The organism is Sphingomonas carotinifaciens (genome assembly GCF_009789535.1).
Classification (GTDB): Bacteria; Pseudomonadota; Alphaproteobacteria; order Sphingomonadales; family Sphingomonadaceae; genus Sphingomonas; species Sphingomonas carotinifaciens.
Map to the genome: position 1 here is coordinate 2,439,404 of NZ_WSUT01000005.1, position 25,840 is coordinate 2,465,243.

General features: G+C 66.4%; 22 protein-coding genes and 1 tRNA gene. 7 read left to right on the forward strand and 16 right to left on the reverse strand.

Going from position 1 to position 25,840, the window contains the following annotated elements; all coding sequences use genetic code 11:
* The first annotated feature begins 41 nt into the window (after positions 1-41).
* Positions 42-521 (forward strand): manganese-binding transcriptional regulator MntR, encoded by a 480-nt coding sequence (gene mntR, locus GQR91_RS13490; RefSeq protein WP_112383293.1) that lies wholly within the window; start codon positions 42-44, stop codon positions 519-521.
* On the opposite strand, the gene GQR91_RS13495 is transcribed toward mntR, so the two are convergent.
* Genes GQR91_RS13495 through GQR91_RS13510 form a run of 4 tightly spaced genes read right to left on the reverse strand, consistent with a single transcriptional unit; the run spans position 485 to position 5,344 of the window.
* Positions 485-2,740, reverse strand: a complete 2,256-nt coding sequence (locus tag GQR91_RS13495) for a S9 family peptidase (protein WP_149682885.1) — start codon at positions 2,738-2,740, stop codon at positions 485-487. The two genes, mntR and GQR91_RS13495, sit on opposite strands and share 37 nt — an antisense overlap.
* A gap of 2 nt (positions 2,741-2,742) precedes the next feature.
* Positions 2,743-3,723, reverse strand: a complete 981-nt coding sequence (locus GQR91_RS13500) for a DUF2891 domain-containing protein (RefSeq protein ID WP_149682884.1) — start codon at positions 3,721-3,723, stop codon at positions 2,743-2,745.
* Positions 3,723-4,679 carry a DUF979 domain-containing protein gene (locus GQR91_RS13505; RefSeq protein WP_160146811.1) on the reverse strand — a complete coding sequence of 319 codons (957 nt, stop codon included), beginning with the start codon at positions 4,677-4,679 and terminating at the stop codon, positions 3,723-3,725. Before GQR91_RS13505 ends, GQR91_RS13500 begins: the two co-directional genes overlap by 1 nt.
* A complete protein-coding gene (locus GQR91_RS13510) occupies positions 4,676-5,344 on the reverse strand; it encodes a DUF969 domain-containing protein (protein ID WP_149682882.1) in 669 nt (222 codons plus the stop codon). The genes GQR91_RS13505 and GQR91_RS13510 overlap by 4 nt, the downstream gene beginning before the upstream one ends.
* 65 nt (positions 5,345-5,409) lie before the next feature.
* Here GQR91_RS13510 and GQR91_RS13515 point away from each other — a divergent pair, with 65 nt between their 5' ends.
* Positions 5,410-8,952 carry a hydantoinase B/oxoprolinase family protein gene (locus GQR91_RS13515; RefSeq protein ID WP_149682881.1) on the forward strand — a complete coding sequence of 1,181 codons (3,543 nt, stop codon included), beginning with the start codon at positions 5,410-5,412 and terminating at the stop codon, positions 8,950-8,952.
* 481 nt (positions 8,953-9,433) lie between these two features.
* Here the strand turns inward: GQR91_RS13515 and GQR91_RS13520 are convergent, their stop codons facing one another.
* The 9 genes from GQR91_RS13520 to GQR91_RS13555 all read right to left on the reverse strand — a co-directional run bounded on the left by GQR91_RS13520 (position 9,434) and on the right by GQR91_RS13555 (position 17,190).
* The gene (locus tag GQR91_RS13520; protein ID WP_149682880.1) at positions 9,434-10,123 is read right to left on the reverse strand and encodes a hypothetical protein; all 690 of its coding nucleotides are present in this window, start codon (positions 10,121-10,123) and stop codon (positions 9,434-9,436) included.
* Between the two features lie 94 nt (positions 10,124-10,217).
* Positions 10,218-10,529, reverse strand: a complete 312-nt coding sequence (locus GQR91_RS13525; RefSeq protein ID WP_149682879.1) for a hypothetical protein — start codon at positions 10,527-10,529, stop codon at positions 10,218-10,220.
* Between the two features lie 164 nt (positions 10,530-10,693).
* Positions 10,694-11,317 (reverse strand): hypothetical protein, encoded by a 624-nt coding sequence (locus GQR91_RS13530; RefSeq protein ID WP_235904093.1) that lies wholly within the window; start codon positions 11,315-11,317, stop codon positions 10,694-10,696.
* A 97-nt stretch (positions 11,318-11,414) separates the two neighbouring features.
* Positions 11,415-11,570 carry a DUF6771 family protein gene (locus GQR91_RS19155; protein WP_162844010.1) on the reverse strand — a complete coding sequence of 52 codons (156 nt, stop codon included), beginning with the start codon at positions 11,568-11,570 and terminating at the stop codon, positions 11,415-11,417.
* Positions 11,571-12,096: 526 nt separating this feature from the next.
* Positions 12,097-12,642 (reverse strand): hypothetical protein, encoded by a 546-nt coding sequence (locus tag GQR91_RS13535; protein WP_149682878.1) that lies wholly within the window; start codon positions 12,640-12,642, stop codon positions 12,097-12,099.
* A 14-nt stretch (positions 12,643-12,656) separates the two neighbouring features.
* A complete protein-coding gene (locus GQR91_RS13540) occupies positions 12,657-14,381 on the reverse strand; it encodes a hypothetical protein (protein ID WP_149682877.1) in 1,725 nt (574 codons plus the stop codon).
* Between the two features lie 23 nt (positions 14,382-14,404).
* Positions 14,405-15,382, reverse strand: a complete 978-nt coding sequence (locus GQR91_RS13545; protein ID WP_149682876.1) for a CsgG/HfaB family protein — start codon at positions 15,380-15,382, stop codon at positions 14,405-14,407.
* A gap of 3 nt (positions 15,383-15,385) precedes the next feature.
* Positions 15,386-15,817: a curli assembly protein CsgF gene (locus GQR91_RS13550; protein WP_235904092.1), complete on the reverse strand. Its 432-nt coding sequence runs from the start codon at positions 15,815-15,817 to the stop codon at positions 15,386-15,388.
* A gap of 164 nt (positions 15,818-15,981) precedes the next feature.
* Entirely contained in the window at positions 15,982-17,190 is a 1,209-nt protein-coding gene (locus GQR91_RS13555) for a sensor histidine kinase (protein ID WP_149682875.1), read from the reverse strand.
* A gap of 223 nt (positions 17,191-17,413) precedes the next feature.
* Between GQR91_RS13555 and GQR91_RS13560 the strand changes: the two genes are divergently transcribed.
* Positions 17,414-18,241 (forward strand): ThuA domain-containing protein, encoded by an 828-nt coding sequence (locus tag GQR91_RS13560; protein ID WP_149682874.1) that lies wholly within the window; start codon positions 17,414-17,416, stop codon positions 18,239-18,241.
* Between the two features lie 40 nt (positions 18,242-18,281).
* On the opposite strand, the gene ettA is transcribed toward GQR91_RS13560, so the two are convergent.
* On the reverse strand, positions 18,282-19,961 hold the full coding sequence (gene ettA, locus GQR91_RS13565; RefSeq protein ID WP_149682873.1) for an energy-dependent translational throttle protein EttA: 1,680 nt from the start codon (positions 19,959-19,961) through the stop codon (positions 18,282-18,284).
* Between the two features lie 109 nt (positions 19,962-20,070).
* On the opposite strand from ettA, the gene GQR91_RS13570 reads away from it, so the two are divergent.
* From GQR91_RS13570 to GQR91_RS13585, 4 genes are all read left to right on the forward strand, one after another.
* Positions 20,071-21,465: a M20/M25/M40 family metallo-hydrolase gene (locus tag GQR91_RS13570; protein ID WP_149682872.1), complete on the forward strand. Its 1,395-nt coding sequence runs from the start codon at positions 20,071-20,073 to the stop codon at positions 21,463-21,465.
* A 158-nt stretch (positions 21,466-21,623) separates the two neighbouring features.
* Positions 21,624-21,890, forward strand: coding sequence for a hypothetical protein (locus tag GQR91_RS13575; protein ID WP_112383313.1), 267 nt, complete (start codon positions 21,624-21,626; stop codon positions 21,888-21,890).
* Positions 21,891-22,030: 140 nt separating this feature from the next.
* Positions 22,031-22,106: transfer RNA gene (locus tag GQR91_RS13580), tRNA-Ile, on the forward strand.
* 163 nt (positions 22,107-22,269) lie between these two features.
* Positions 22,270-23,574 carry a hypothetical protein gene (locus tag GQR91_RS13585; protein ID WP_149682871.1) on the forward strand — a complete coding sequence of 435 codons (1,305 nt, stop codon included), beginning with the start codon at positions 22,270-22,272 and terminating at the stop codon, positions 23,572-23,574.
* On the opposite strand, the gene GQR91_RS13590 is transcribed toward GQR91_RS13585, so the two are convergent.
* Positions 23,511-24,020 carry an NUDIX domain-containing protein gene (locus tag GQR91_RS13590; protein ID WP_149682870.1) on the reverse strand — a complete coding sequence of 170 codons (510 nt, stop codon included), beginning with the start codon at positions 24,018-24,020 and terminating at the stop codon, positions 23,511-23,513. The two genes, GQR91_RS13585 and GQR91_RS13590, sit on opposite strands and share 64 nt — an antisense overlap.
* A gap of 218 nt (positions 24,021-24,238) precedes the next feature.
* Entirely contained in the window at positions 24,239-25,825 is a 1,587-nt protein-coding gene (gene ahpF, locus GQR91_RS13595; protein WP_149682869.1) for an alkyl hydroperoxide reductase subunit F, read from the reverse strand.
* Positions 25,826-25,840: the final 15 nt, after the last annotated feature.

The window sequence follows — 25,840 nt, forward strand, 5'->3', positions numbered from 1 at the left end:
CTAATATTTGTAGTGCGGCGCTTCCCATGCGACAAGCCGCAATGCACCCGGACGCCGTGATGACCGAAAGCCAGAACCCAGACACTCGCGCCGCCGCCTTTCGCAAGGTGCGCGAGGCGCATCAGACGGAAATGGCGGAGGATTATGTCGAGCTGATCGGCGACCTGATCGCGCGGTTCGGCGAGGCGCGCCTGACCGATCTGGCCGAGCATACCGGCGTCACCCTGGCCACCGCATCAAAGGTCGTGCAGCGGCTGAGCCGCGAAGGACTTGTCCAGAACCGGCCCTATCGATCGCTGTTCCTGACGCCCGCCGGCGAGGAGCTTGCCCGCGTCGCGCGCGAGCGGCACCGGATCGTGCAGGACTTCCTGCTCGCCATCGGCGTCGACCCTGCCACCGCCGCGCTCGATTCCGAGGGGATCGAGCATCATGTCAGCGAAACCACGCTTGCCCGGCTGAAGGCGCTGACCGCCCAGCTGGCCGATCAGCGTCCGCCGGGCGGCAACCTTTCCTCCAGATAGCGGGTCATCAGCGAATACAGGTGCACGCTCGTCCCCGGCTTCTCGTAAATGCCGTGCGAGCGATCCGGATAGGCCATCATCTGGAATGGCTTGTTGGCCGCGATCAGCCGATCCGCCAGTTGCTCCAGATTCTGGTAATGCACATTGTCGTCGCCGGTGCCGTGGATGATGAGCAGATTGCCCTTCAACCTGTCCGCAAAATTGATCGGCGACCCGTTACTATAGCCGTCGGCGTTCCCCGTCGACAGACCCATATAGCGTTCCTGATAGATGGTGTCGTACAGCATCTGGTCGGCGACCGCGGCCACCGCGATCCCGGTCTTGTAAAGGTCCGGATAGCGGAACAACGCGTTCAGCGTCATCGATCCGCCGCCGCTCCATCCCCAGATGCCGACACGCGCCGGATCGATATAGGACCGATCGGCCAGCATCCGGGTGACGCCCGCCGCCAGATCGGCGGAGGCAAGGATGCCGACCTGCCGGTAGATGCTCTTGCGCCATGCCCGGCCCCGGGGCGATGCGGTGCCGCGCGGATCGATGCTTGCGACCAGATAGCCGCGCTCGGCGAGCATCCGGTGCCACAGCGCGGTGTTGCCACCGAAGTTGTCGGCGACGGTCTGTCCCCATGGTTCGCCGTAAACCTGGAACAGGATCGGATAACGCTTGGCCGGATCGAAGTTCCTGGGCTTGATCAGCCATGCATCCAGCATGGTGCCGTCACCAATGTCCAACCGCAGGAACTCGGTCTTGCCCAGCCCCTGCCCCTGCACCACCGCATTGGCGGCGGCATTGCGGGCCAGTACCCGGACCGGGCGATGCGTCGCCAGGTCGATCATCTCGGTCACCGGTGCGGTGTCGAAGGTGGAGAAGACATGCCGGGCATAGCGGCCGCCCGGCGCGATGTCGTAAACATGCGTGCCAGGCTGTCCCGCCGGCGTCACCCGCTCCACCCGCACGCGTCCGGACAGCGTTACGCGGTATAGATAGCGGCGGGTGGGATCGCCTGGCGCGGCGGTGAACCACACCCGATTGTTCCTCGCATCGACCAGCAGCACGTCGATCACGTCGAACTGTCCCGGGGTGCGCAGTTGCATCGTCTTGCCGTCGCGCGAGGCGACATACAGGTGTCGCCAACCGTCACGCTCGCTCATCCAGGTGAAGCCGCGGCCGCTATCCGTCCAGGTCGGATCGGGATTGGCCTCCACCCAGGCGGCATCGCGTTCGTCGAACATCCGCGTTGTCGTACCGGTGTCGGCATCGGCGAGCATGACCGCAAAGTCGTTCTGCAAGCGGTTCGCCTGTTGCAGGAAGACCGCGCGGGAGTCCGGCGCCCAGCTCATCTGCGGTACGTAATATTGCCGCGGATCACCTTCCAGCTTGACCCAGGTGGTGGCCCCGCTGGTGACGTCGACGGTGCCGACCTTCACCGCGGAATTGGCGGTACCGACCTTGGGATATTGCAGCGGGATCACCCGCGAATATTGCCCCACCGTGTTGGTGATCATCGAAAATGTGCCGACGCTGGAGGTGTCGAACCGCCAAAAGGCGATCCGCCGCGAATCCGGGCTCCACCGCCACGCCTTGCGCAGGTAGAATTCCTCCTCATACACCCAATCGCCGAGCCCGTTGACGATCAGCGCGTCGCCATCCTGGGTCAGTCGGCGCGGCTCGCCGCCGTTCACCCCTTCGACGTACAGGTTGTTGTCGCGTACATAGGCGATGTGCGATCCGTCGGGCGAAAACTCCGCATACATCAGGCTGGCGGCGGGCGCATCGCCGCCGATCCGGCGTAGCGAACGACTGCCCATGTCGAACAGCCAGTAATCGCCCTTCGCGCGGGTCCGGCGAAAGGGCTGTCCATTCGTCAGGATCAGCAGCTTGCGCCGGTCGGATGAGAAGGCATAGCTTTCGATCGCGATCGGCTTTCCGGTCGCCGTGTCGATCAGCGCACTCGCCGGCACGATCACCGCGCGGGCATTGGTCCGCGCATCGTAGCGGACCAGATCGGTGCCCCCCGCGGCCTCCTTTGCCCCCTCGATTGCGATGAAGCCGGTCCCGTCGGGCGTCCATTCACCGCCATCGACGTGCTCGAACGGAACCCCCTGTCCACCAAAGATCCGCTCCACGGTCAGCGGCGCAGTGGCGGGCGCCGTCTGTGCCTGCACCGCGGCACAGGAAAGACACAGCACTGCCGTCGCCAGAAACGCATATCCCCGCATGATCAATCCACCCCCGTCAGCGCCAGCAAGGCAAAGCTCGCCAGCCAGTGTTCGCCCATATAATCGCCTGCGACCTCGCCGATCGCGGCGGCAAGATGGCGCTCGGCCGCATCTTCCAGCACGTCGCTGCCTGTCGCCTTTGCAAGTGCGCGCATCGCCCAGGCGCGGCTGAGGTTCAGTCCGTCGAGATGCGCGATCTTGCCATCGCTGCGATCGCTGACCCTTGCCGGCGTCAACAGCGCCGCCGGCTCACCACGCACAAGATCGGGCAGGAAGGCGCTGAACCACGGCGCAAATTCATCCGGCGGCAACAGGCGCTGCATCGCCAGCGCCTCCATCAGTACGGGCGACAGGAAGTCCTCGCCGCTCGGCTCCCACGCCTGCGCCGCGCGGTCCGCGGCGAACCACTCCCGCGCACGGCTGGCCAACTGGCCTCGCAGGGCGCTGTCGTCGGCAACCCGCGCATACCGATCGGCCAGCACCAGTGCGAAGGCGGTGTTGGCGTGCGTACCGGCACGCACCGGATAGGTCAGCATCGGCAGATGCGCACGAAATCGCGCGACAAAGGCATCCGCGAGCGGCTGCAAGGTATCGGCATGCACGCTGCCCCCGACCCGCAACTCGCTCGCCAGCATCAGCAGCCAGGCCCAGCCATAGGGGCGCTCAAACCCGCGCGATGCAGGGCGGTCGAGATAGGCGCGCTCCGCCTCCACCTTGTCCAGCGTGAACGCATCCGCGAACAACGCGTCGATCGCCCCGGCCTCCGCTCCATCCGGAAACAGGCGGCGGACACGCGCGAGCAGCCAATAGCCGTGGACGCAACTGTGCCAGTCGAAGCTGCCGAAGAAGATCGGATGCACGACCCGCGGGATATAGGCGTCCGCATCACCGGTCATGACGTGATCGGCCTTGTGCGGATAATCCCGCGTGACATGGCCCAGCGCGATACGCGCGAAACGGGCGGCTAGATCGGGGTGCATCATCATCCTTTCGGGAAAGCGCACAGGGCCAGCACCGCGATGTTGAACGCCAGCAACAGGATGGCGGTCGGCCATTGCACGCGGATCACGCCGAACCGGTCGCGCAACTCCAGCACGACGGCGGGCACGATGTTGAAGTTGGCCGCCATCGGCGTCATCAGCGTTCCGCAAAAGCCGGACAGCATGCCCAGCGCCGCGACCACGGCCGGGTCGCCGCCGAATTGCCGGATGACGATCGGCAGGCCGATGCCCGCGGTCATGATCGGAAACGCGGCAAAGGCGTTGCCCATCACGATCGTGAACAGCGCCATGCCGACGCAATAGGCGATGGTCGCCGCCAGCGGCGTGTCGAGTGCGACGACGTTCACCACGCCGTCGGCCACCACCTTGCCGACGCCCGCCATCGCGAACACGCCGCCAAGGGCGGCCAGCATCTGCGGCAGCACCATCGCCCAGCCGATCGCATCCACCAGCCGCCGTGCCTCTCCCACCGGTGCGGATCGCGGCGGCCGGGTCAGGCGCATCGCCAGCAGCAGCGCGACAAACGCCCCGGCCACCATCGCGACCAGCGTCACCTGCTTGGGATCGATCAGGGACATGCCGGCAATCCGGCCGTCGGGGATCAGCAAGGTGCCGGCCAGCGTCAGGACGGGCAACGCCAGTGCCGGCACGAACAACCGGTTGCCGATCCGCCCCGCGCTGCCCGCTCGTGCCGCGTCATCGCTGCTTGCAACCGGCGCGGGTCGCAATCCCCAGGTCGCCAGTCCGACCATCGCCAGCACCAGACAACCGTTCAACAGGTCCGGCAACCACGGCCCCGCCCCCAGCAACGTCGCGAAGATCGCCCAGAACCCCGCATTGCGCCACCGCGTCGCCTCCGACCGGTCGAACGCATGATGAACCGCCACTGCCCCCGGCAACGTCGCCGCGGCGATCCCCACTGCATCCAGTCCGATCACGCCCGCCGCGCCTTCAGGCGACGATCCAGCAGCATCAATCGGGTGCCGTGGATCACGAAGGCCGCGATGGCCGTCGGGATCGCCCAGACGGCGACGCTCAGCGGCGCGACGACGATGCCTTCCTGCTCCAGGATCGCGCGGATCAGCAGGATCGATCCGATCGCGATGAACACGTCCTCGCCGAAGAACAGACCGATATTGTCCACGGCTGCGGCATGCGCGCGAATATGGTCCCGCGTCTCACGGTCTAGGGAGTCACGCTCGTCCCGCGCCTCGGCACCTTCCGCCATCGGCGCGACGATCGGCCGCACCATCGGCACATGCCCGCCAAGCGAGGTCAGCCCCAGCGCGGCGGTAATCTGACGCAGCACCAGATAGCCCAGCAACACCCGCCCGGTCGTCGCCCGCCTCAACCCCTGCACGATCCCCCGCGCCCGCTCCCGCAACCCCGCCCGCTCCAGCAGCCCGACCATCGGTAGGGCCAGCCACACCACCGCCAGGAACCGCCCCTCCACGAACGCCTTGCCGATCAGCGCCACGACCTCCACCGGCCCATGCCCCGCCGCCGCCGCACTCGCCAACGCCGCCACCGTCACCACCAGCAGCGGATTGACCCCGACAAGGAAGCCGATGACGATGATGGCGATCCCCGACAGTACCAGCAAATCCCAGCCCCCTTCACGCCCCTCTCACCCTTTCGTATACGTTGGCCCATGAGGCAGCAACGATCATGACACCTTGGGCTTTCTGGATCGATCGCGGTGGTACGTTTACGGACATCGTCGCACGGGCGCCGGACGGTTCGTTGACCACGGCCAAGTTGCTGAGTGAAAACCCGGAACGCTACGCCGATGCGGCCGTCGCGGGCATTCGGCAGGTACTGAGGTTAGCCGACGACGAGCCTTTGCCGCCCGCCCGTATCGCAGAAGTGAAGATGGGCACGACGGTCGCCACCAACGCACTGCTGGAGCGCAAGGGCGCACGTACGTTGCTGGTCGTGGATCGCGGGTTTGGGGACCTGCTGGCGATCGGAAACCAGACGAGGCCGCGCCTGTTCGATCTCGCGATCCATGTCGCTGCACCGTTGTACGACGGCGTGATCGAGATCGACGGACGCATCGACCGTGATGGGGAAAGCGTCTCCTCGCTCGACGAAGCGGAGGTGGCGACGTTGCTCGCCGCCAAGCGCGTCGAGGGTTATGAATCGGCGGCGATCGCCCTGGCTCATGCGTGGGCGCATCCGGGGGTTGAGGCAAGGGTCGCGGCACTGGCCCGCGCCGCGGGCTTCGCACAGGTCTCCGCCAGCCACGCCGTCAGCCCCCTCATCGGCCTCGTCGCCCGCGGCCGAACCACCACCGTCGACGCCTACCTGTCCCCCGTCCTGCGCCGCTATGTCGACCGGGTCGCCGACGCACTGGGTGGGGTCGGGTTGCATTTCATGCAGTCCAGTGGCGGGTTGGCGGATGCTCGGGTGTTCGAGGGGAAGGACGCGATACTGTCCGGTCCGGCAGGCGGAGTAGTGGCGGCGGCAAGGACCGCGGAAGCGGCCGGGTTCGACCGGGTCATCGGCTTCGACATGGGTGGCACCTCCACCGATGTCGCGCTGTATGCGGGCAAGTTCGAGCGCGTGCTGGATGCCGAGGTCGCCGGGGTCGAGATGCGCGTGCCGATGATGGCGATCGAGACGGTTGCAGCCGGCGGGGGATCGATCCTGCATTTCGACGGCGCACGCTTCCGCGTCGGTCCGGACAGCGCAGGTGCCAATCCCGGTCCCGCCTGTTACCGGCGTGGTGGGCCGTTGACCGTGACCGACGCCAACGTCCTGGTTGGAAAAATCCAGCCGGAGCACTTCCCGGCGGTCTTCGGCCCGGACGGCGACCAGCCGCTCGACGTCGAGGCGACACAGCGTGGCTTTACGGAAATGGGCGGCGGGGACGATCCGCGGGCAGTCGCCGAGGGCTTTCTGGAGGTCGCCGTCGCGCACATGGCCGCCGCGATCAAGCGCGTCGCGCTGGAACGCGGTGAGGATGTCACCGACTTCGCGCTGCAATGCTTCGGCGGTGCGGGCGGACAGCATGCGTGTCGCGTGGCCGAGGTGCTGGGGATGCGGCGGGTGTTGATCCATCCGTTGGCGGGCGTGCTGTCGGCCTATGGTATGGGGCTGGCGGACCGGGTTGCGATCCGGCAGCGATCGGTGGAGCGTCCGCTGGGCGAGGCGCTGGACGTGCTGGCCGCCACATTGGGGGATGCGGCGGCGGCGGAGCTTGGCGGGGAGGCGCGGCGCGTCGTCACCGTCAACCTGCGCTATGCGGGAACGGACACCGCGCTGGGCGTACCCCTGGACGAGACGGCTGCGATGCGGGGCAGTTTTGAGGACGCGCACCGCGCCCGTTTCGGCTTCAACAGCCCCGATCGCGCCATCGTGATCGAAAGCCTGGTGGTGGAGGCGATCCTGCCGGGCAATCCGGTCACCCCGCCGCCGCTCCCGCCACGCGAGGGCGGCTTGCCGGCGCCGATCGCGACGGTGGCCGTGTGGACCGGCGGCGCGGAGCATGCGACGCCCGTCCATGCCCGCGAAGCCCTGCGCCCCGGCGACACGATCGCCGGCCCCGCGCTGATCCGCGAAGCCATCGCGACGACCATGGTCGAGCCGGGCTGGACGCTGGAGGTGGGCGCGGGCGGCGAGCTGTTGCTGGCCCATACCGGCGCACCTGCGCGGGCCGAGCCCGATCCGACGGTCGCCGATCCGGTGCAACTGGAACTGTTCGCCACGCAGTTCATGGGGATCGCCGAGCGGATGGGCGTCATATTGCGCAACACCGCAAGCAGCGTGAACATGAAGGAGCGGCTGGATTTCTCATGCGCACTGTTCGATGCGGCCGGCAGGCTGATCGCCAATGCGCCGCATGTGCCCGTCCATCTCGGCGCGATGGGCGAAAGCGTCCGGGCGGTGATCGCCAGCCGCGGTGCGACGTTGAAGCCCGGTGACGTGGTCGCGTTGAACGATCCGTTCAACGGCGGCACCCATCTGCCCGACGTGACGGTGATCGCCCCGGTGTTCGACGCCGACGGCACCGAACTCCGCTTCTTCGTCGCCAATCGTGGTCATCACGCCGATATCGGCGGGCTAACGCCGGGATCGACCCCGCCCAATTCCCGGACGCTGGACGAGGAAGGCGTGGTGATCAGCGACTTCCTGCTGGTCGATGGCGGCGTTCTACGCGAGGACGCCTTTCGCCGGCTGCTGGCCGACGCCCGCTATCCGGCACGCAGCCCGGACACCAACATCGCCGACATCAAGGCGCAACTCGCCGCCAACGCGACGGGCATTGCGGAACTGAACGCGCTGGTCGCCACGCGCGGCTGGCCGGTGGTCCGTGCCTATATGGGCCATGTCATGGCGAACGCGGAGGAAAGCATCCGCCGGGTCCTGTCCCGCCGGTCGGACGGCATGTTCGATTACGAGATGGACGACGGTACGCCGCTGAAGGTCCGGGTGACGATCGACCATCAGCGCCGCGCGGCGACGATCGACTTCACCGGCACGGGACCCGCCAGCCAGGGCAATTTCAACGCGCCGCCCGCCGTCACCCGTGCGGTCGTCCTCTACGCATTCCGCTGCCTGGTGGGCGAGGACCTGCCGCTGAACGAAGGCTGTCTGGCCCCCCTCACGATCATCATCCCCGATGGATCGTTCCTGTCGCCACCACCGGGCAGTGCGGTGGTGGCGGGAAATACCGAGGTCAGCCAGGCGGTGTGCAATGCACTGCTCGGTGCGCTCGATGCCTGCGCCTCGGGACAAGGGACGATGAACAACTTCCTGTTCGGTAACGACACCCATCAATATTATGAGACGATCTGCGGCGGGGCCGGCGCAGGGCCGGGTTTCGACGGCGTCTCGGCGGTCCACACGCACATGACCAATACGCGCATCACCGATCCCGAGATATTGGAGATGCGCTATCCCGTCCGCCTCGATCGCTTCGCCATCCGGCGCGGCTCAGGCGGCGCGGGAGACCATGTCGGCGGGGATGGCGCCGTTCGGGCGATCACCGCGCTGGAGCCGCTGACCGTCACCCTGGTCGCTTCACGCCGCACGGTTGCCCCGTTCGGCCTTGCCGGCGGCGGTGACGGCATGGCGGGCGCGCAGCGCGTCGAACGTGCCGATGGCAGCGTGCAGATCCTGAAGGGGACCGACCAGATCGAACTGTCGCCAGGAGACCGGATCGTGATCGAGACGCCCGGTGGCGGGGGATATGGGGCAGCGGGATAGCTTCCGAGTGGATGCCGACATATCACCCGTGCCGGTGTCGTGAAGCCGAACGATATCGTTGAGTGCATCTGGCCTTCGGGCCGATTAAGCCCGCGCCACGGGCGGGGCGTGTCTCTCGATACGTCGTCTCGATACGCGGCGTTGCCGCTACTCGACAACTACTCGAGACGAACGGGGGTGTCGTTTCACCCCAGGGATCGCTTGGTTTTTGAGAAGCGTATCAAAAACTTGTAACGAGGCAGAGTTAAACGCGGCAGGATGTCTCCAAGTACGCGGCTTTGTCGCTCCTCGACAGCTATGTTAGAGCAAGCTGCGTTAAATCCGATCCACCGCGGTCCGTTCGTGCTGAGCGTAGTCGAAGCACAGCCACCAGCGCTTGGCCTTCGACTTCGCTCAGGCCGAACAGATGTGATGATGCAGGTTTAATGCACGGTGATCTAGAATTCAACGGCAGCATGGATTAGTTGGATGCCACCCCGAACTAGCCGCCGTTCATCACCGCTTGCACCCGCAGGCGCGGAAACACCGCTTCGATCGGCGTGCTGTCGGGCAGCACATAGACATAGCCCCCCTTGCCGCGGAACAACGGACGCAGCACGCGGCCGTAAAAGGCCTTGGGCACGTTGATGCATCCGAAGGTGATCCGGTTGTCCTCCGGCGTCGGCGACAACATGCGCTCCCGCCGCTTTTCCCGCGCCGCCGCGTCTTTGGGGATCGGATGGATCGCGACAGAGGTCGCATAATCCACCCAGAGCACCCGCTCGCCGGCCACTGCCATTCCAAATTTGGCAAGGAAGCGCCCGGCGGGCGTGGTCTTCTCCGCTGGTCCCAGATCGGCGAGCTTCTTGTTGCCGACGCCGGGGCTGGCCGTGTCCCCGGTGGCGATCCCGATCAGCACCGGGACCGCACCGAGCGGTTTGCCCTTGCCATCGAACAGGAACAGCGCGGCGTTTTCCTTGTCCACCACGGCCCAGGGCAGCGCCCGGTTGTCCTTCGTGGTGGCGACCCACTGCGCGACGCGGTCGGCGGCCGGCGACGGAGTGATGGGCGTTTCCGCATCACCGCTGACCGCGGAAACCGGTTGGGGTGCCTTCACCCGCGTGGTGCGCGCCTCCGCCACGACCGGAAGGATCAGCGCTAGCCCGGTCAGCGCCCGCAGAACATGGATCATCGGTTGGACATATCCGGAAAAAAAGATCGGCCGTCCCGCAAGGGTCGGCCGATCCGTAACAACAACAATCTTTATGACGTGCCGATCGGCACGATCAATGGCGCGGACGCCTGGCCGGACGCTGCTCCTGCGCCGTCAGACGCTGATCGACGCCGTCGACGCGACCATTGAGCTGGTCAAGCCGCTGCGCGTTGTTCTGCGCCTGGCCGGATGCGGCCTGCGCTTCCGCAAGCGCCGCCTTGGCCGTGCCATCGGTTTCCTGCAGTCGCGCTTCCAGCGTATCGACGCGCTGGCTGACCGGCGCGATCTGTTCGCGGACATAGGATTTCGTGGCGCAGCCGCTGAGGCCGACGGCACCGGCCAATGTCACCACGGCCAACAGGGATTTTGACGCAAAAGCAGACATACATCTTCCACTCGTTAACTAACTGCAACAATCAAGCTGAGCCGGAAGGGTTCCACAATCCGGTTTCTGTTCGACCGTGCACGGCGCGTGCCGAATGGAATATGCGCATCCACAAGGCGCGGCAGCAGGGCGATCCGTCGCATATTGCGTGGGCGATGATGCAGCTATTTCTTTGACCGGCGTGGCGCAGAGGGGGCAAACGGGTCCTCCGGAATATCATCGCCGCGCGGCTTGCGGGCCTTGGCCGCTTTCGCCTCCAGTCGCTGCGCCGCGACGCAGCGGCGCAACTCGGCGACCGCCGCGCCGCTGCCGGCAAGGTTCAATCGCTCAACCGGCACGTCACCGCGCGCGATATGCAATTCGTTCGATCTGGCGAAATAGGCCGGGAACTTGGCCTCGAAGCTGGTGACGAAGCCTTGCTTGCCATCCGATCGCAGTCCGATGGCGGCATGCTTCGCATAGCCGCCGTTCGACAGCCGGAAATCCAGCTTCAGCCGGTCCTTCGGCTTGATCGACCAGTTCGCGTTCAGCACCGACAGGTGGTTGGCGCCGTCCGCGTCCAGGCCGAGCAGCAGGGTCGTGTCGCCGGCGCGGTCATAGGTACGGGTCAGGAAACAGCCCTGACCATCCTTGCTGGCCGCAACCGTCCAGTCCCCGACATCGCGGGCAGCATAGTCGATCGCGTGCGTCGGACTGCCGGTGAGGCAGATAAGGGCGAAGCACGCGGATGGCATGAGGATGCGGATGAAGGCGCGGGTGTGCCCGCTGGGATAATACGACGGTAGCATCAACTTCTTTTCTCCGCCGCGATCCTAACCGGCCATATGGCGCTTGACCATCGCACCGGCGCGTATACGTGAATGCCGCGATGCCCCTCGGGCCGACCTATGGCTGTGCCTGCAACGCGGCGGCGATCATCGCAGCGAGTGCGTCCTCGGCACGTTCCCGGGTACCGGCGTCCTTGGCCATCAGGTCGTGCCGCACCCATTCGGGCGCGCGGCGCACGACGGCGGTGATGGCGTGGAGCATGGGATCGGTCATGTCTCGACTTTGACGATTGCGGTGACCGTGACAAGCCCCTGCGACGACGTTCGACGCCGCGCGTCAGCGCCGGGCAGGCGGGTTGCCCCCGGTCGGAAAGCCCAAAATGGCGATGGCGCCCGCCGTCTCGTCAATATTTCCGGAGGAACGCCCCGTCTCGTTGGCAAGGGTATCCACCAGCGAAGAGGCTCGACGCGTCTTCGGCGAGGAGGGTTCGGCGGGGTGCCGGGATACCTGCACGTCCGGGCGGCAGAGCATATCCCGAGGCGTCGGAGCGTGGACGGACGGATCGCACCGATCGCGTCCACCAATCGGGGCGGCAGCGGGAATGCCCTTTTGCGACATCGACCGGGTCTGCGAAACCTGCGGTATATAGGCGGTCGTCGCGGCACGACTGGCTCTGGCGGAACCGATCTGTTCCACCCCCGTCTTTTGTGCCGGTGTCGACACCCTTGCGTCGACCTGCTGGCGCGCGGCCGCCGGTGCTGTGCCGACAATCAGGAAGATCGCCAGCAGTGCGGCAATGCTAGCGTCCCGGCCCGGTCTGGCTGATCGCCATGGTCTGGCCGCCGGTCTGGGTGATGCCGAGATCGGGCAGGCCACTGCCTGTCTGCGCCCAGCGCAGGACATTGCCGTCACCGATCTGTCGCGCGTCCATGGCGTTTCCATCGCCCGTCTGCTCCAGTTCCGCCCGGTTGCCGGCACCGGACTGCTCCAGTCGCATGATGTTGCCCGATCCGTCCTGCGACAGGATCGCCTCGTTCATCAGGCCCTGCATACCGAACTGACGGACCGATGCGGCGTTCCCGCTACCCCTTTGGTAGATCGCAACCGACGCTTCGGCGGTGTCGTCGGGCCGATAAGCCGGTGGCGCGATCATCTGGGCGACGTCCGCCATATTGCGATCACCGTCCTGATCGATGCGCACGGCCCCACGCGATCCGCCTCGGTGGGTCGCCGTAACAGCGGCATCGCCCACCTGATCGATCTGCACACTTTGCTGCGCCGATGATGGCGCGGGGGCGGCCACCTGCCCGACGATCAGCAACAGAAGCGATGCCGGTCCTGTCATCACCGTACCTCCCGTTACTGACGAACGACGGCCGTGTTGCTGAACCCGCTCTGCGTAATGTTCGTGACATTGTCGTCGGTGAGCTGGTAGATGCTGGCCTTGTTGAACATGCTGTCCTGCGTCAGGTCGATCCGGTTGTTGTTACCGGACTGATCGAACTCGACCGACAGGACGTTGCCGAACTGCGTGACCACCGCCGCATTGCCGTTCCCGGACTGTCGCCCATCGATCAGGTTGTCGCGTCCGGTCTGGGTCAGGACGGCGGTGTTGCCGTTCCCCGGCTGCTCCAGCGCGATGACCAGGTTTCGCGATGCCGCATCCTCGAATGCGACCGGGTCCAGCGGTGTTGCGCCGTCCGCAGGCCTTCCCCCTTGCGCCGTCTGCGCGAAATTGTCGCTGCCGCCCTGACGCAGCGTGACCTGCTGGTTTCCCCGGCCGCCCTGCCAGGTGCTCAGACGATTGGCGGTGCCCGTCTGCTCCAGGGTGGCATATTGCGCCCCGGTGCCATGTTGAAAGGCGAGCGCGCTGTTGCCGTCGCCGATCTGCTGGATGGTGGCGACCGAGCCAGCCGGACCGGTCGCGGCTCCCTCGGGCCAGGCGCGCTGGTGCAGCACCAGCGAATTATTGTCGCCCTGCTGTACCACGCCGGCCGACGATCCCTCCGCGCCCCTGCCCTGGTTCACGAAGATATAGCCGCTGGTGCCGGTCTGAAGGACGTCCGCTTGCGCGGCGGTCTTCTGCTGCACCAGTATTTCGCCGTTGCGCGTGCCCTGATCGACATCGGCCCGGGCGCCTGCCGATCCGTCGAACTGCTGGATCGCCAGACGGCTGATGCGGCCCCCCTGCACCACCGTGGCGCTGCTGGCCTCCTGCTGCAGCACGGACAGGCCGACCGACAGGCCGCTTTGCCGGACCGTTACCGTTCCCGCGCCCCGTTGCTCCAGATCGACCGAGCCGCCCGCGACCGACTGCCCCACATCCGCCACCGAGCCTTCCGACGCCGCCGTCTGGAGCAGCCTTACCGAACCGCCGCCGCCATTCTGGTCGATATAGGCGATGCCGTCCTTGCCCTGCTGATCGACGACGGCGACGTTGGTGATCCGCTGGGTGACGAAGGCCGAATTGCCGCTGCCGCTCTGGTTGATCGTGGACTGGTTATAATGGCCGCCCTGGTCCACCACCGCGACCTGGGTGTCGCCGGTCTGCGTGACCTCGCTATGGTTGTTCTGCCCGTCCTGCGCCACGGTGGCACTTACCGATCGGCCGAATTGAGCGATCTGCGACACGTTCCCGACCTGGCCGCCGCCGGTCTGCATGACATCGGCTGTCGCCTGGCCAACGCGCTGACTGATGACGCTGTCGTGACCACCGCCATATTGCGCGGTCGTGGCCTGGGACGTTCCGCCATGCATGATGGTGGCATGCGAACCCGCTGCGCCCGCCGCCGTATGCTGATCGATCGTCGCGCGGGCACCGAAGGACCCCTGCTGAATATAGGCGGTATCGCGACGATCGCCCACGGTTGGGCCATCGCTTTTCTGCGTGACGGTGGCCTGATGGCCGCGACCGACCTGAATGATCGTCACATCGGCCGCCGCGGCGGTCGCGGTCTGGTCGACCATCGCCACGCTGCCGGAGCTTCCCGCGCCCGTCTGGTCGATGATCGCGCTCGATTGTGCCAAGGCCGGCACGGCCAACAATGCAAGCGCGGATGTCGATGCAATCATCAGGGTCTTCATGCGCGGTCTCCCTCAAGGAACGGTCAAAGCGTGCTGCGAACGGCGGGTGGAGGCGGGATGGGGTCGAGCGATGCCTTGCGATGCACCTGCAACGGCGGCAGCCGCGCGGCGCCGTCGATGGCGGCCTGCACCTGCTGCGGCGAGTAGCCGCCGTCGCGTTCGCGGTGATAGCGATCGAGCTGCTCGGCACCTGCGTCTGGTGAGGCAAAGGCCCACAGCTTCAGGTCGATGCCTTCCATGATCAGGCCGAACACCGCCTTTTCGATCGCCTGTTGCAAGGCGAGCTGGTCCGGCTCGTTGCTGGTGATGCCCAGTTCCGCCTCCAGCAGTTCCTTGAAGGCGACGAACTTGAAGGTGCTCGCGCTGATCGCCCGCGACGCGATGGTCTTTGACGACGAGACGCTGGCCAGCACCTCGCCGGTGCGTACCGATACCGCGCGCAGGTACACGGTCACCGTGTCCTGCCGATATTCGGTGCGGGCACCCAGGCCCAGAAAGGCCGCACCCGCGCCCCCCGTCACCGTGTTGCTGTCATAGCCGATGACGCCCCCTTCGAGCAGGACGCCGGCGAACAGCAGCGACGGCAGCGCATCGGCATTGATCGCGCTTTCGCCCAGATAGCGTTCGCGCATTTCCCGGATGATCTGCCGCTCGCTGAGCAGGTTCTTCAGCTGCTCGCGCTCGACCACGGTGAACCACCGCCGGTTGCCGGCATCGTGCAGCGCCTTGACGAGGATCGATCCGCCACCCTGGCTGACCGCACGCGACAGCGTCTGGCCGACCTCGCTCGGCTTGAACTGTCCGGTCTGGTCGGTGAAGCCATACACCGCGATCGCGATCGGCCGCGGCGGCGGCGCGATATCGTTCAACATCCGCTGCGTGGTCGTCTTGGCGGGGATGATCGCCTGCTGCGCGGTCGAGGGCAGCGAACGGTCCGCCGTGTTCAGCATCGTGCAGCCACCCAGAAGCGGCGCCATCACGAGCAGGGCCCGGGGCCGCATCGGTCAGTTTGCCGTGATAAAGGTCGGGATGACGATCGTGGTGATCCCGCCGGTCGCGTCATCCGTGATCGTCAGCGTCACCTCGTCCAGGCTGCGGAAGAACTCCACGGTCTGCCCGCCGAACTTGATCGTCCCCTGCTCCTGCGGGTTCTCGCCGAAGATGGCCTCGACCACCTGCGACGACAGGGCCGACAACAGCCGGGACTGCAATTGTTGCGCGAAGTTATTGGCCTGTGTCGCATTGGCGCGGGCGGCGGCCGGATCGGTATATTTGTTCTGCGCCGTGGCCAGCCCGAGCAGATGATCCGAGTTGAAGGGATTGCCGCCAAAGCTGGGATTGACCGGCTGGTACACCAGATCCTGCGCGGAGGACGGCGCCGCCGCTGCCGCCGCCCACAGCAGACACATCGCCGACAAGGACGCTTTCGCCCCCATGCTCCCCCCCCTCAGTTCATGGAATTTACAATCCATCGCTAAGGCTTCGGCACCCGGACAGACACTGGGTATGGGGGTTAGTGATCGAAGATAGCGGATTTACCCCTTTCAAACAGGGGATTACCCATTGAGGGATCGCCGGCTACCACGACGCGTGGCCGCCCTCAGGCGGCGGGATCGGTCATCTGATCGGCACAGCGCGGATCGGGCATGTCGAGCGTGGCACAGGCGCCCCGCGCGCAATTCTCGATCGTCACCCGGCCGCGCAACTGGCGCGCCAGGCTGACGATCATCCGCATCCCCAGGCTCTTGCGCGATGCCGCCTTGACGTCGAAGCCGTCCGGCAATCCCGCACCCTCGTCCGTCACCGTCATCACAATGCGTGCATCCCGCGCCGCCAGCCGTACCGCGATCGGGCCGCCGTCCTCGCCATAGGCATATTTGATCGCGTTGGTGACGAGTTCGGTCAGCATCAGGCCGATCGGAATGGCGGTATCGGCACTGATCTCCAGATGCTCGATGTCGCAGGAGATATCGTGCGCCGGCGACTGTTCGGACAGCTGTTCCAGGATGCCGCATGCCAGATCGTCCAGCGCGACGATGCCCACCTTCTCGCCGCGCCACAGCCGGTCGTGCGCCTGCGCGATGGCGGTAATCCGCGCCTGCGCATCGCCCAGCAGGCGCGCGACGCGGGGATCCTCATCCTCGTGCATCTGGAGGTTCAGCATCGCGGACACCAGCGACAGGCTGTTCTTGACCCGGTGGCTGGCCTCCCGCGTCAGCAATTGCTGATGTTCCACCGCCTCGGCCAGTCGGCGCTCCGCCTCCTGCCGTTCGATCGCAACCCCGATCAGGTTGGCGAAGCCCTGCATGAAGGCCAGGTCGGCTTCCTCGAAATTGCCCTCGTCGGGGCTGTCCACCTCCAGCACGCCGAAGCGGCGGCCGGACGCCTCGACCAGCACGTTGATCGCGCGGCGGATATTGTGCGCGGCCATGAACTCTGGCGTGCGAAACCGTTCCTCATTCTCCAGGTGGTTGGAGATGACGCCCTGCCCGGTCTGCAGCGCGAAGCCCGCGGGCGATCCCAGATCGGTGCGCATCTCGGTCGATCCGACGACGCCCGGCGCCCACCCCACGCCGGTGCGCACCAACAGCGTTTCCCGGTCGGGGCGATATTCCAGGAACTTGCAATATTTCGAGCGCATGCCTTGCGCACATAGCTCGGTGGCGCGTTGCAGCATCGGCTCCAGGTCGCGCGCACGCAGCGCCTCGATCCCGAAATCGGCAAGCACGGACTGTTGGCGCAGGCGGTAATGCAGTTCTCCGGTGCCCGTGGCGGTGTCCCCGCCGGGCGATTGCTCGATCACGGCCATGCGTGCAGTCTTGCTCCCCTTTTGCTGTTGCAGGAGAATAGGCATCGGCTGGTGGAATTTAAACCGTTGTGATTTGGGCGATATGCGCCGCGGGGACGCCGCCGTGCGCATCTGCACGCTGGACGCCGGCCGTGACACCATCCATCATGCTGAAAAACCAGCATAAGGAGATGGATGCCATGCACAGGCGGATCGCGGCCACATTGCCCGGAAACACGCATCCATGATGCGCCGCCTCCTCGCGCTGGCGCCGCTCGCCCTGCTGATGGGGCAAACGCCCACCGATCCGCACCGCCCGGCGCCGGTCATGGACAGTGTCGCGCCACCGATCCCCGCAGCGGTGAAGCGCGGTGGCATATTGATCTTCTCCAAGACCAACAGCTGGCGCCATATCGAGCATCTGCCCCATTCGAATGCGGTGATCGCCGACCTCGCGCAGGGCTGCGCGCCCAGCTTCTCCACCGAGAACGCCGCCGTCTTCAATCCGCGCGATCTTTCGCGCTTCTCGGTCATCATCCTCAACAGCAGCACCGGCGACCTGTTCACCCCCGTCCAGCGCCAGGCCTTTGCCGACTGGGTGAAGGCCGGCGGCGGCGTGGTCGCGCTGCACGCGGCCGGCGACAACAGCAGCGAAGGCTGGCCGCTCTACCAGCGCGAGATGATCGGCGCGAAGTTCATCGGCCATCCCGGTGGCGAGGATCATATCCAGCCCGCCGCGATCCGCATCGAGCGCCCGGACCATCCGGTGATGGCCGGCGTCACGCTGCCCTGGAACCCGCGCGACGAATGGTATTCCTTTGCCAGCCCGGCCCGGGCGGCCGGCACCACGGTACTCGCGACGCTGGACGAGACCAGCTATCGCCCGTCCGACAAGCTGGCGATGGGCGCGGACCACCCGATCGTCTGGACGCGCATGCTCGGTCGCGGCCGCATCGTCTATTCGGCGCTCGGCCACACGCCTGAGGCGTATGACGATGCCAATTACCGCCGCCTGATCGCCAACGCGATCCGCTGGAGCGCGCCGGCCACCCGGATGCGCTGCCCCGCCTGAACCGGAAACGGGCGGGAACGACCGCCCGTTTCCCCTTACCTCAGCGCGTCAGCTTCTTGTAGGCAAGACGCGTCGGGCGATCGGCGGCGTCGCCCAGGCGGCGGCGCTTGTCTTCCTCGTACGACTCGTAATTGCCCTCGAACCACTCGACATGGCTGTCGCCCTCGAACGCCAGGATGTGCGTGCACAGGCGATCGAGGAAGAAGCGGTCGTGGCTGATGACCACCGCGCAGCCCGCAAAGGTCTCCAGCGCCTCTTCCAGCGCGCGCAGCGTTTCCACGTCGAGGTCGTTGGTCGGCTCGTCGAGCAGCAGGACGTTGCCGCCCTCCTTCAGCATCTTGGCCATGTGGACGCGGTTGCGCTCACCGCCCGACAGCTGGCCGACCTTCTTCTGCTGGTCGGGGCCGCGGAAGTTGAACGCGCCGACATAGGCGCGCGTGCCCAGTTCCTGCTTGCCGAAGCGGAAGACCTCCAGTTCGTCGGAGATTTCCTGCCAAACATTCTTGTCGGGATCGAGATGGTCGCGGCTCTGGTCGACATAGCCGAGCTTCACCGTCGAGCCGATCTCGATCGTGCCGCCATCGGGCTGTTCCTGACCGGTGATCAGCTTGAACAGCGTCGACTTGCCCGCGCCGTTGGGCCCGATCACGCCGACGATGCCGCCCGGCGGCAGCATGAAGTCGAGATTTTCGAACAACAGCTTGTCGCCATAGGACTTGGTCAGCCCCTTGGCCTCGATCACCTTGCCGCCCAGGCGCTCGGGCAGCTGGATCAGGATCTGCGCCTTGCCGGCGACGCGGTTCTCCTGCTTTTCCATCAGCTCGTCGAACGCCCGGATACGCGCCTTGGACTTGGTCTGGCGCGCCTTGGGGGTCTGGCGCATCCAGGCCAGTTCGTCGGCGATCGCGCGCTGGCGGCCGGCCTCGTCGCGCTCCTCCTGCTCCAGCCGCTTGGCCTTCTTTTCCAGATAGCCCGAATAGTTGGATTCGTAGGTGTAGTAGCGGCCGCGATCGAGTTCGAGCACCCAGTTCACGACATTGTCGAGGAAGTAGCGGTCGTGCGTCACGAGAATGACGTTGCCGGTATATTCCTTGAGATAATTCTCCAGCCACGACACGCTTTCGGCGTCCAGGTGGTTGGTCGGCTCGTCGAGCAGCAGGATGTCCGGCTTTTCCAGCAGCAGCTTGCACAGCGCCACGCGGCGCTTCTCGCCACCCGACAGCCGCGTCACCTCCGCATCGCCCGGCGGGCAGCGCAAGGCCTCCATCGCCTGTTCGAGCTGGCTGTCGAGCGACCAGCCATCGATCGCGTCGATCTTGGCCTGAAGCTCGCCCATCTCCTCCATCAGCGCATCGAAATCGGTGTCGTCCTGCGGATCGCCCATTTCGGCCGAGATCGCGTTGAACCGGTCGATCAGGTCCGCCACCGGGCGCACGCCGTCCTTGACGTTGCCCATCACGTCCTTGGACGGGTCGAGCTGCGGCTCCTGCGCCAGATAGCCGACGCGGACGCCCTCCGCCGCCCAGGCCTCTCCGGTGAAGTCCGGGTCCATCCCCGCCATCACCTTCATCAGCGTCGACTTGCCGGCGCCGTTCGGGCCGATGATCGCGATCTTGGCGCCGGGGATGAACTGCAGGTGGATGTTGTTGAGAACGGGCTTGTTCGCGCCCGGGAAGGTCTTGGTCAGACCCTTCATGACGTAGGTGTACTGGACGGCCATCTGGCGCGCGTGCTCCGTGCTTGGGAATGAGTATCGGGAAATCGGATCGCCATGTAATGAGTGGGCGCCCCGTTGGCAAACCGGCTGCGACTACGTAACCCTTGCTGCCATGACGACGCGCTTCATCGCCGCGGCCCTTGCCGCCTCCGCCCTCGCCTCTCCCCTTCTCGCGCAACAGGTTGCGCCGCCCCCGGTCGATCCCGCCGTGGCGGCACTGCGCGATGCGGCGCTGGCCGACAACAGCGCGTGGGACATTGTCGAGGGGCTGACGACCGAGGTCGGGCAGCGCATGGCCGGCACCGAGGCGGAGGCGCGCGCACGCACCTGGTCGGTCGCCAAGCTGAAGGCGATGGGCTTCCAGAACGTGCATATCGAGCCGTACCGGATGCCGGTATGGGAACGCGGGGCCGAGACCGCCGAGATCCTCGCCCCCTTTCCCCAGAAGCTGACGCTGGCCGCGCTCGGCAATTCGGGCGCGACCCCGGCGGGCGGTATCACGGCGGAGGTCGTCGTCTTTCCAACCTATAACGATCTGCTCGCCGCACCCGCCGGCAGCCTTGCCGGGCGCATCGCCTATGTCGGCAATGCGATGCAGCCGACGCAGGATGGATCGAGCTACGGCGCCTTCGGTCCGGCCCGCTTCGTCGGCCCCGCGGTCGCGGCGCAGAAGGGCGCGGTGGCGATCGTCATCCGCTCGATCGGCACCGATCATCACCGCTTCCCGCATACCGGCACCACCACCTTTCCCGAAGGGGTGAAGCCGATCCCCGCCGCCGCCCTGTCGGTGCCCGATGCCGAGCAGCTGGAACGCATCGCCGCGCGCGGCAAGCCGATGCGCATGAAGCTGGTCCTGACGCCGCGGCGCACCGGCGTGCGCGAGTCGGGCAACGTCATTGCCGAGGTGCCCGGCACCGATCCGAACGCCGGCATCGTCCTTGTCGGCGGCCATCTCGACAGCTGGGACCTCGGCACCGGGGCGATCGACGACGCCAGCGGCATCGCGATCACCGCCGCCGCCGCCAAGCGGATCATGGATGCCGGCCGTCCGCGCCGCACCATCCGCGTCGTCTGGTTCGGGGCCGAGGAGGTCGGCGGCTTCGGCGGCGCCGAATATGCCAAGGCCCATGCGCAGGATCGCCATGCCACGGCATCGGAAAGCGATTTCGGCGCCGATCGCATCTGGCGGTTCGAGGTGAACCTGCCGGACAGCGCCCGCGCCGTCGGCGATCGGTTGCAGACCGCCCTTGCCCCGCTCGGCATCGTGCGCGGCCCCGGTGTGGCCGGTGACGGCACCGATATTGGGCCGACGCTGCGGCTGGGCGTGGCGGGCATCGACCTCAACCAGTCGGGCCAGCAATATTTCGACACCCACCATACGCCCGACGACACCATTGACCGGATCGATCCCCAGGCGCTGCGCCAGAACGTCGCCGCCTGGACCGCGATGCTGGCCGTGGTGGCCAACGCGCCGGAAGAAATCGGCAGTGTCAAATCGCCGCGTTAACCAGTTGCAATGATCCGATGTGGCACCCTCGGTTCGTCGCGAACCTTGCTGAGAGGTGAATTTTGCGGATTGACCGGGGGGAAGCGTGCGGTATTTGAGCCGCTTCGCGACGGCAATCGGGTCGGCCGCGATGATTGCTTATGCTTGGGAGCATTCGAATGAAGAAGATCGCCTTTGTTCTCGCTGCCGCCGGCCTGATGTCCGTGGCCGCCTGCAACAAGTCGCCGGAAGCTGCTGCTGTTGAGAACAACGCAGACATGCTGGCCGACAACATGGAAATGCAGGCCGACAACATCGACGCGCTGGCTGACAACACCGCCAACGCTTCGGAAGCTGCCGTTCTGGAGAACGCCGCAGACAACATGAACGCGACCGCGGACAACGTCCGTGACGCGGCTGAGGCGAAGGCCGACAACATGCAGTAATGCCGCATCGGGCCGATCGGCCCGACGCGATTCTGCTGTTACGGAAAAAGGCGCTCCCACATTCGGAGCGCCTTTTTTCATGTGCGGGCACCGTTTCCCCGGTTGCGGGACTGCCCTGCCCCGCGCTACGGACGCGGCGGGGGCCTGTAGCTCAATGGTTAGAGCTGGCCGCTCATAACGGCTAGGTTGCGGGTTCGAGTCCTGCCGGGCCCACCACCCCCATTCCCTCCCACCCCGCGATTCGCTAACCCACGTTATGAGACTTTGGGGAGGCGCCGGTCCCACCGGGGAGCGGCCGCGTAGCAAGCATCGGGCGGCAAACGATAATTTCGGGCTCACGCCATGGTTGCTGTGCCTGGGCGTCCTGATTCGCCTGGTCATGATCTATCATGGTCGCGGTCCGATGATCATGGTCGAGGCGGGCGAAGCGACGCGGGTGGCGATCAGCCTCGCCACCGGGGGCGGCTTTGCCGATGCGTTTCCGGGCATGGGCCAGACCGCACATCTGATGCCGGTGATGCCGCTGCTCGTGTCCGGCGTCCTTTTCCTGTTCGGCGCGCATTCGTCGGCCGCGTTGACCGTGCTTCTGATCGGCGCGCTAGTCCAGTTCGCGGTCGGTCTGCTGCTGATCGACCGTGTCTATGCCCGGCTGGGGTCACCGCCGGCTGCACGGCACGTCGGCCTTGCCTTCTTCTGCCTCGTTCCGATCTTCGCCAAGGAGGAGCTCATCGACTTCCGCTTCTGGGAAGGAGCGCTTGCGGTGGTGCTGAGCTGTTGCGGGCTGCTGGCAATCGGACGCGTGCGAAATGGCGAAGTCCTCTCGCCCGCACGAACGATCGGCGCGGGGGCACTCGCAGCATTCACCTTCTTCGTCAGCCCACCGGCAGGGCTTGGTATCGTCGCGGCCTGGATCATGACCGCGATACCGCGCCTGCCGCGGCGCCGGGTGGTGCTTCTCGGTGGCTCGGCGGCAATCGCACTCGCGCTGATGGTCACGCCCTGGGCGATGCGCAATGCCCATGCCATGGGTACGCCCATCCTGTTACGGGACAATTTCGGGCTGGAATTCGCCCTCGGCATCGACCCGGCGGTGGGCAGCGGGCGCCCCTCCAGCGTGGCCTATGAAGGCAACTACGCCCGGATCCACCCCTATCGCAGCGTCGCCGCACGCGCGCGGCTCCGGGCGGCGGGGGGCGAGGTCGCCTATTCGCGCATGCTCGGACACGCGGCATGGAGGTGGGTGACCGACCACCCGATGGCCTTCGCGCGGCTGGCCCTGCGCCATTATGCGGCGTTCTTCTTTCCGCAGGTCTGGCAATCGGGCGACAATCACCGCGCCGACGCGCGCCCGATCATCCTGTCGCTAATCAACCTGATCGGCTTTGCGGCGTTGCTGTTCGATGCGCTCTCGCGTCGGTTCCGGCTGACGCCGATCGGCGTGTTCGTGCTGGCGACCGCCCTGCCCTATGCCCTGGTCCAGCCGATCCCGCGCTATTCCTACCTGGTTTACGGCCTCATGTGCTTCGCCGCCATGGGGCTGGTTCATCGATGCGTGCAGGTGGTGGCGACGCGCTATGCGGCCCGGTGCGGGACCGTGGCCCACCCGGCGGGCGACCATCTTCACTCGCTCGGCACCGGTGCCGAACCCTCGGTCCTGCCCGTCCTCCACCGCTCCACCCGGTAACGGGTGGCCGGGTGCAGGTCGCCGGGCAGCGCATCCGGCAAAAAGGCGCCGATCGCCTCGATCTCCAGCGACAGCCGCGGTTCGATCACGACATCTTCCACCAGAAACACGGCCTGATGGTCGCGCTTGTGGTCGGGATTGTGCCGGACGTCGTAAAGGTGCCGCGCGGCGCCGTGACGGACCATCCCGATTTCCTCGCGCAATTCGCGCAGAAGCGCGGTGAGCGCGTCCTCGCCCGCATCGATGGCGCCGCCGGGCAGATACCAGCCACGCTTGTAACTGTGCTTCACCAGGATCAGGCGCCCGTCGGGCGTCAGGCAGATGCCCCGGCTGCCCCGCGTCTCGGGCGTCGTCATCCGCCACCAGGCGCGGCGTAGCGCCTGGAAGCCGTTGAGTGCGATGCGCGGGCCCGCGGCCCGCCAGCCCGTCCGCTGGATCAGGATCATGGACGCAGCGGGTACCGAAACGAAGCCCCGACGCCAAGCGCTTAGAGGCTGTTTGAAAACGTGCAGCGGCCACGTTTTGCGGCTCCGACCCGCTCCCCCTCCCGGCCACCCGTCAAGGATACTCTGTGGGTGGCCGGACGGGGAAGCGGGCCGGAGCCGCCTCGAAAATCGCCCGTTGGCGAGGTTTCAAACGGGCTCTTACCCGCTGGTGCTCGGGCTCAGGCCGCGATCGCCTCCACCGGCGCATCGGCCGGCAGGCGGATCAGATAATCGAACGCCGACAGGGACGCCTTCGACCCCTCGCCCACCGCGATCACGATCTGCTTGTACGGCACCGTCGTCACGTCGCCCGCGCCGAAGATGCCGGGCCGCGACGTCTCGCCGCGGTGGTCGACCTCGATCTCGCCGTGCGGGGTCAGCGCAACCGTATCGCGCAGCCATTCGGTGTTAGGCACCAGGCCGATCTGGACGAAGATGCCCTCCAGTTCGATCTGGTGGACGCTGTCGTGATTGCGATCCTTGTAGGTCAGTCCCGTCACCCGCGTGCCGTCGCCGGTCACCTCGGTGGTCAGTGCGGAGGTGATGACCTTCACGTTGGGCAGGCTCGCCAGCTTGCGCTGCAACACGGCATCGGCGCGCAGGTCGCTGGCATATTCGATCAGCGTCACATGCGCCACGACACCGGCCAGATCGATCGCCGCCTCGACACCCGAATTGCCGCCGCCGATCACCGCTACGCGCTTGCCCTTGAACAGCGGCCCGTCGCAGTGCGGGCAATAGGTCACGCCCTTGTTGCGATACGCGTCCTCGCCGGGCACGTTCATCTGCCGCCAGCGCGCACCCGTCGCCAGGATCACCGTCCGCGCCTTCAGCGACGCGCCGCTCTGCAGCCGTACCTCGTGCAGGCCGCCTTCCTCGGTTGCAGGGATCAGCGTCTCGGCCCGCTGCAGGTTCATCACGTCGACGCCGTATTCGGCCACGTGCCGCTCCAGATCACCCGCCAGACGCGGTCCCTCGGTATGCGGCACGGAGATGAAGTTCTCGATCGACATGGTGTCCAGCACCTGCCCGCCGACCCGCTCCGCGGCAATTGCGGTGCGGATGCCCTTGCGCGCCGCATAGATCGCGGCCGAGGCGCCGGCGGGGCCGCCGCCCACGACCAGCACGTCGAACGGCGCCTTGGCGCTGATCTTCTCCGCGGCCCGCGCGCTGCTGCCCGTGTCCAGCTTGGCCAGGATCTGCTCGACGTTCATCCGGCCCTGACCGAACGGCTCGCCGTTCAGGAAGATCGCGGGCACCGACATGATCTGGCGCGCGGTCACCTCGTCCTGGAACAGCCCGCCCTCGATCGCGACGTGGCGGATGCGCGGGTTCAGCACGCTCATCAGGTTCAGCGCCTGCACCACATCGGGGCAGTTCTGGCACGACAGCGAAAAATAGGATTCGAATGCAAAGTCGCCGTCCAGCGCCTGGACCTGCTCGATCACCTCCTGCGCCAGCTTCGAGGGATGCCCACCGACCTGAAGCAGCGCCAGGACCAGCGAGGTAAACTCATGCCCCATCGGAATTCCGGCAAAGCGCACAGACACATCGGTGCCGACCCGCCGGATCAGGAAGGACGGCCGCCGCGCCTCTCCGTCGTCCCGTACATAGGACACCGCATCGGACAGCGCCGCGATCTCTCCCAGCAACGCCTCCAACTCCCGCGACTTCCCCGACCCATCCAACGACGCCACCAACTCGATCGGCCGGACGATATTCGCAAGATAGGTCTTCAGCTGGGTCTTCAGGTTCGCGTCGAGCATGTGCAGGGTCCTGGG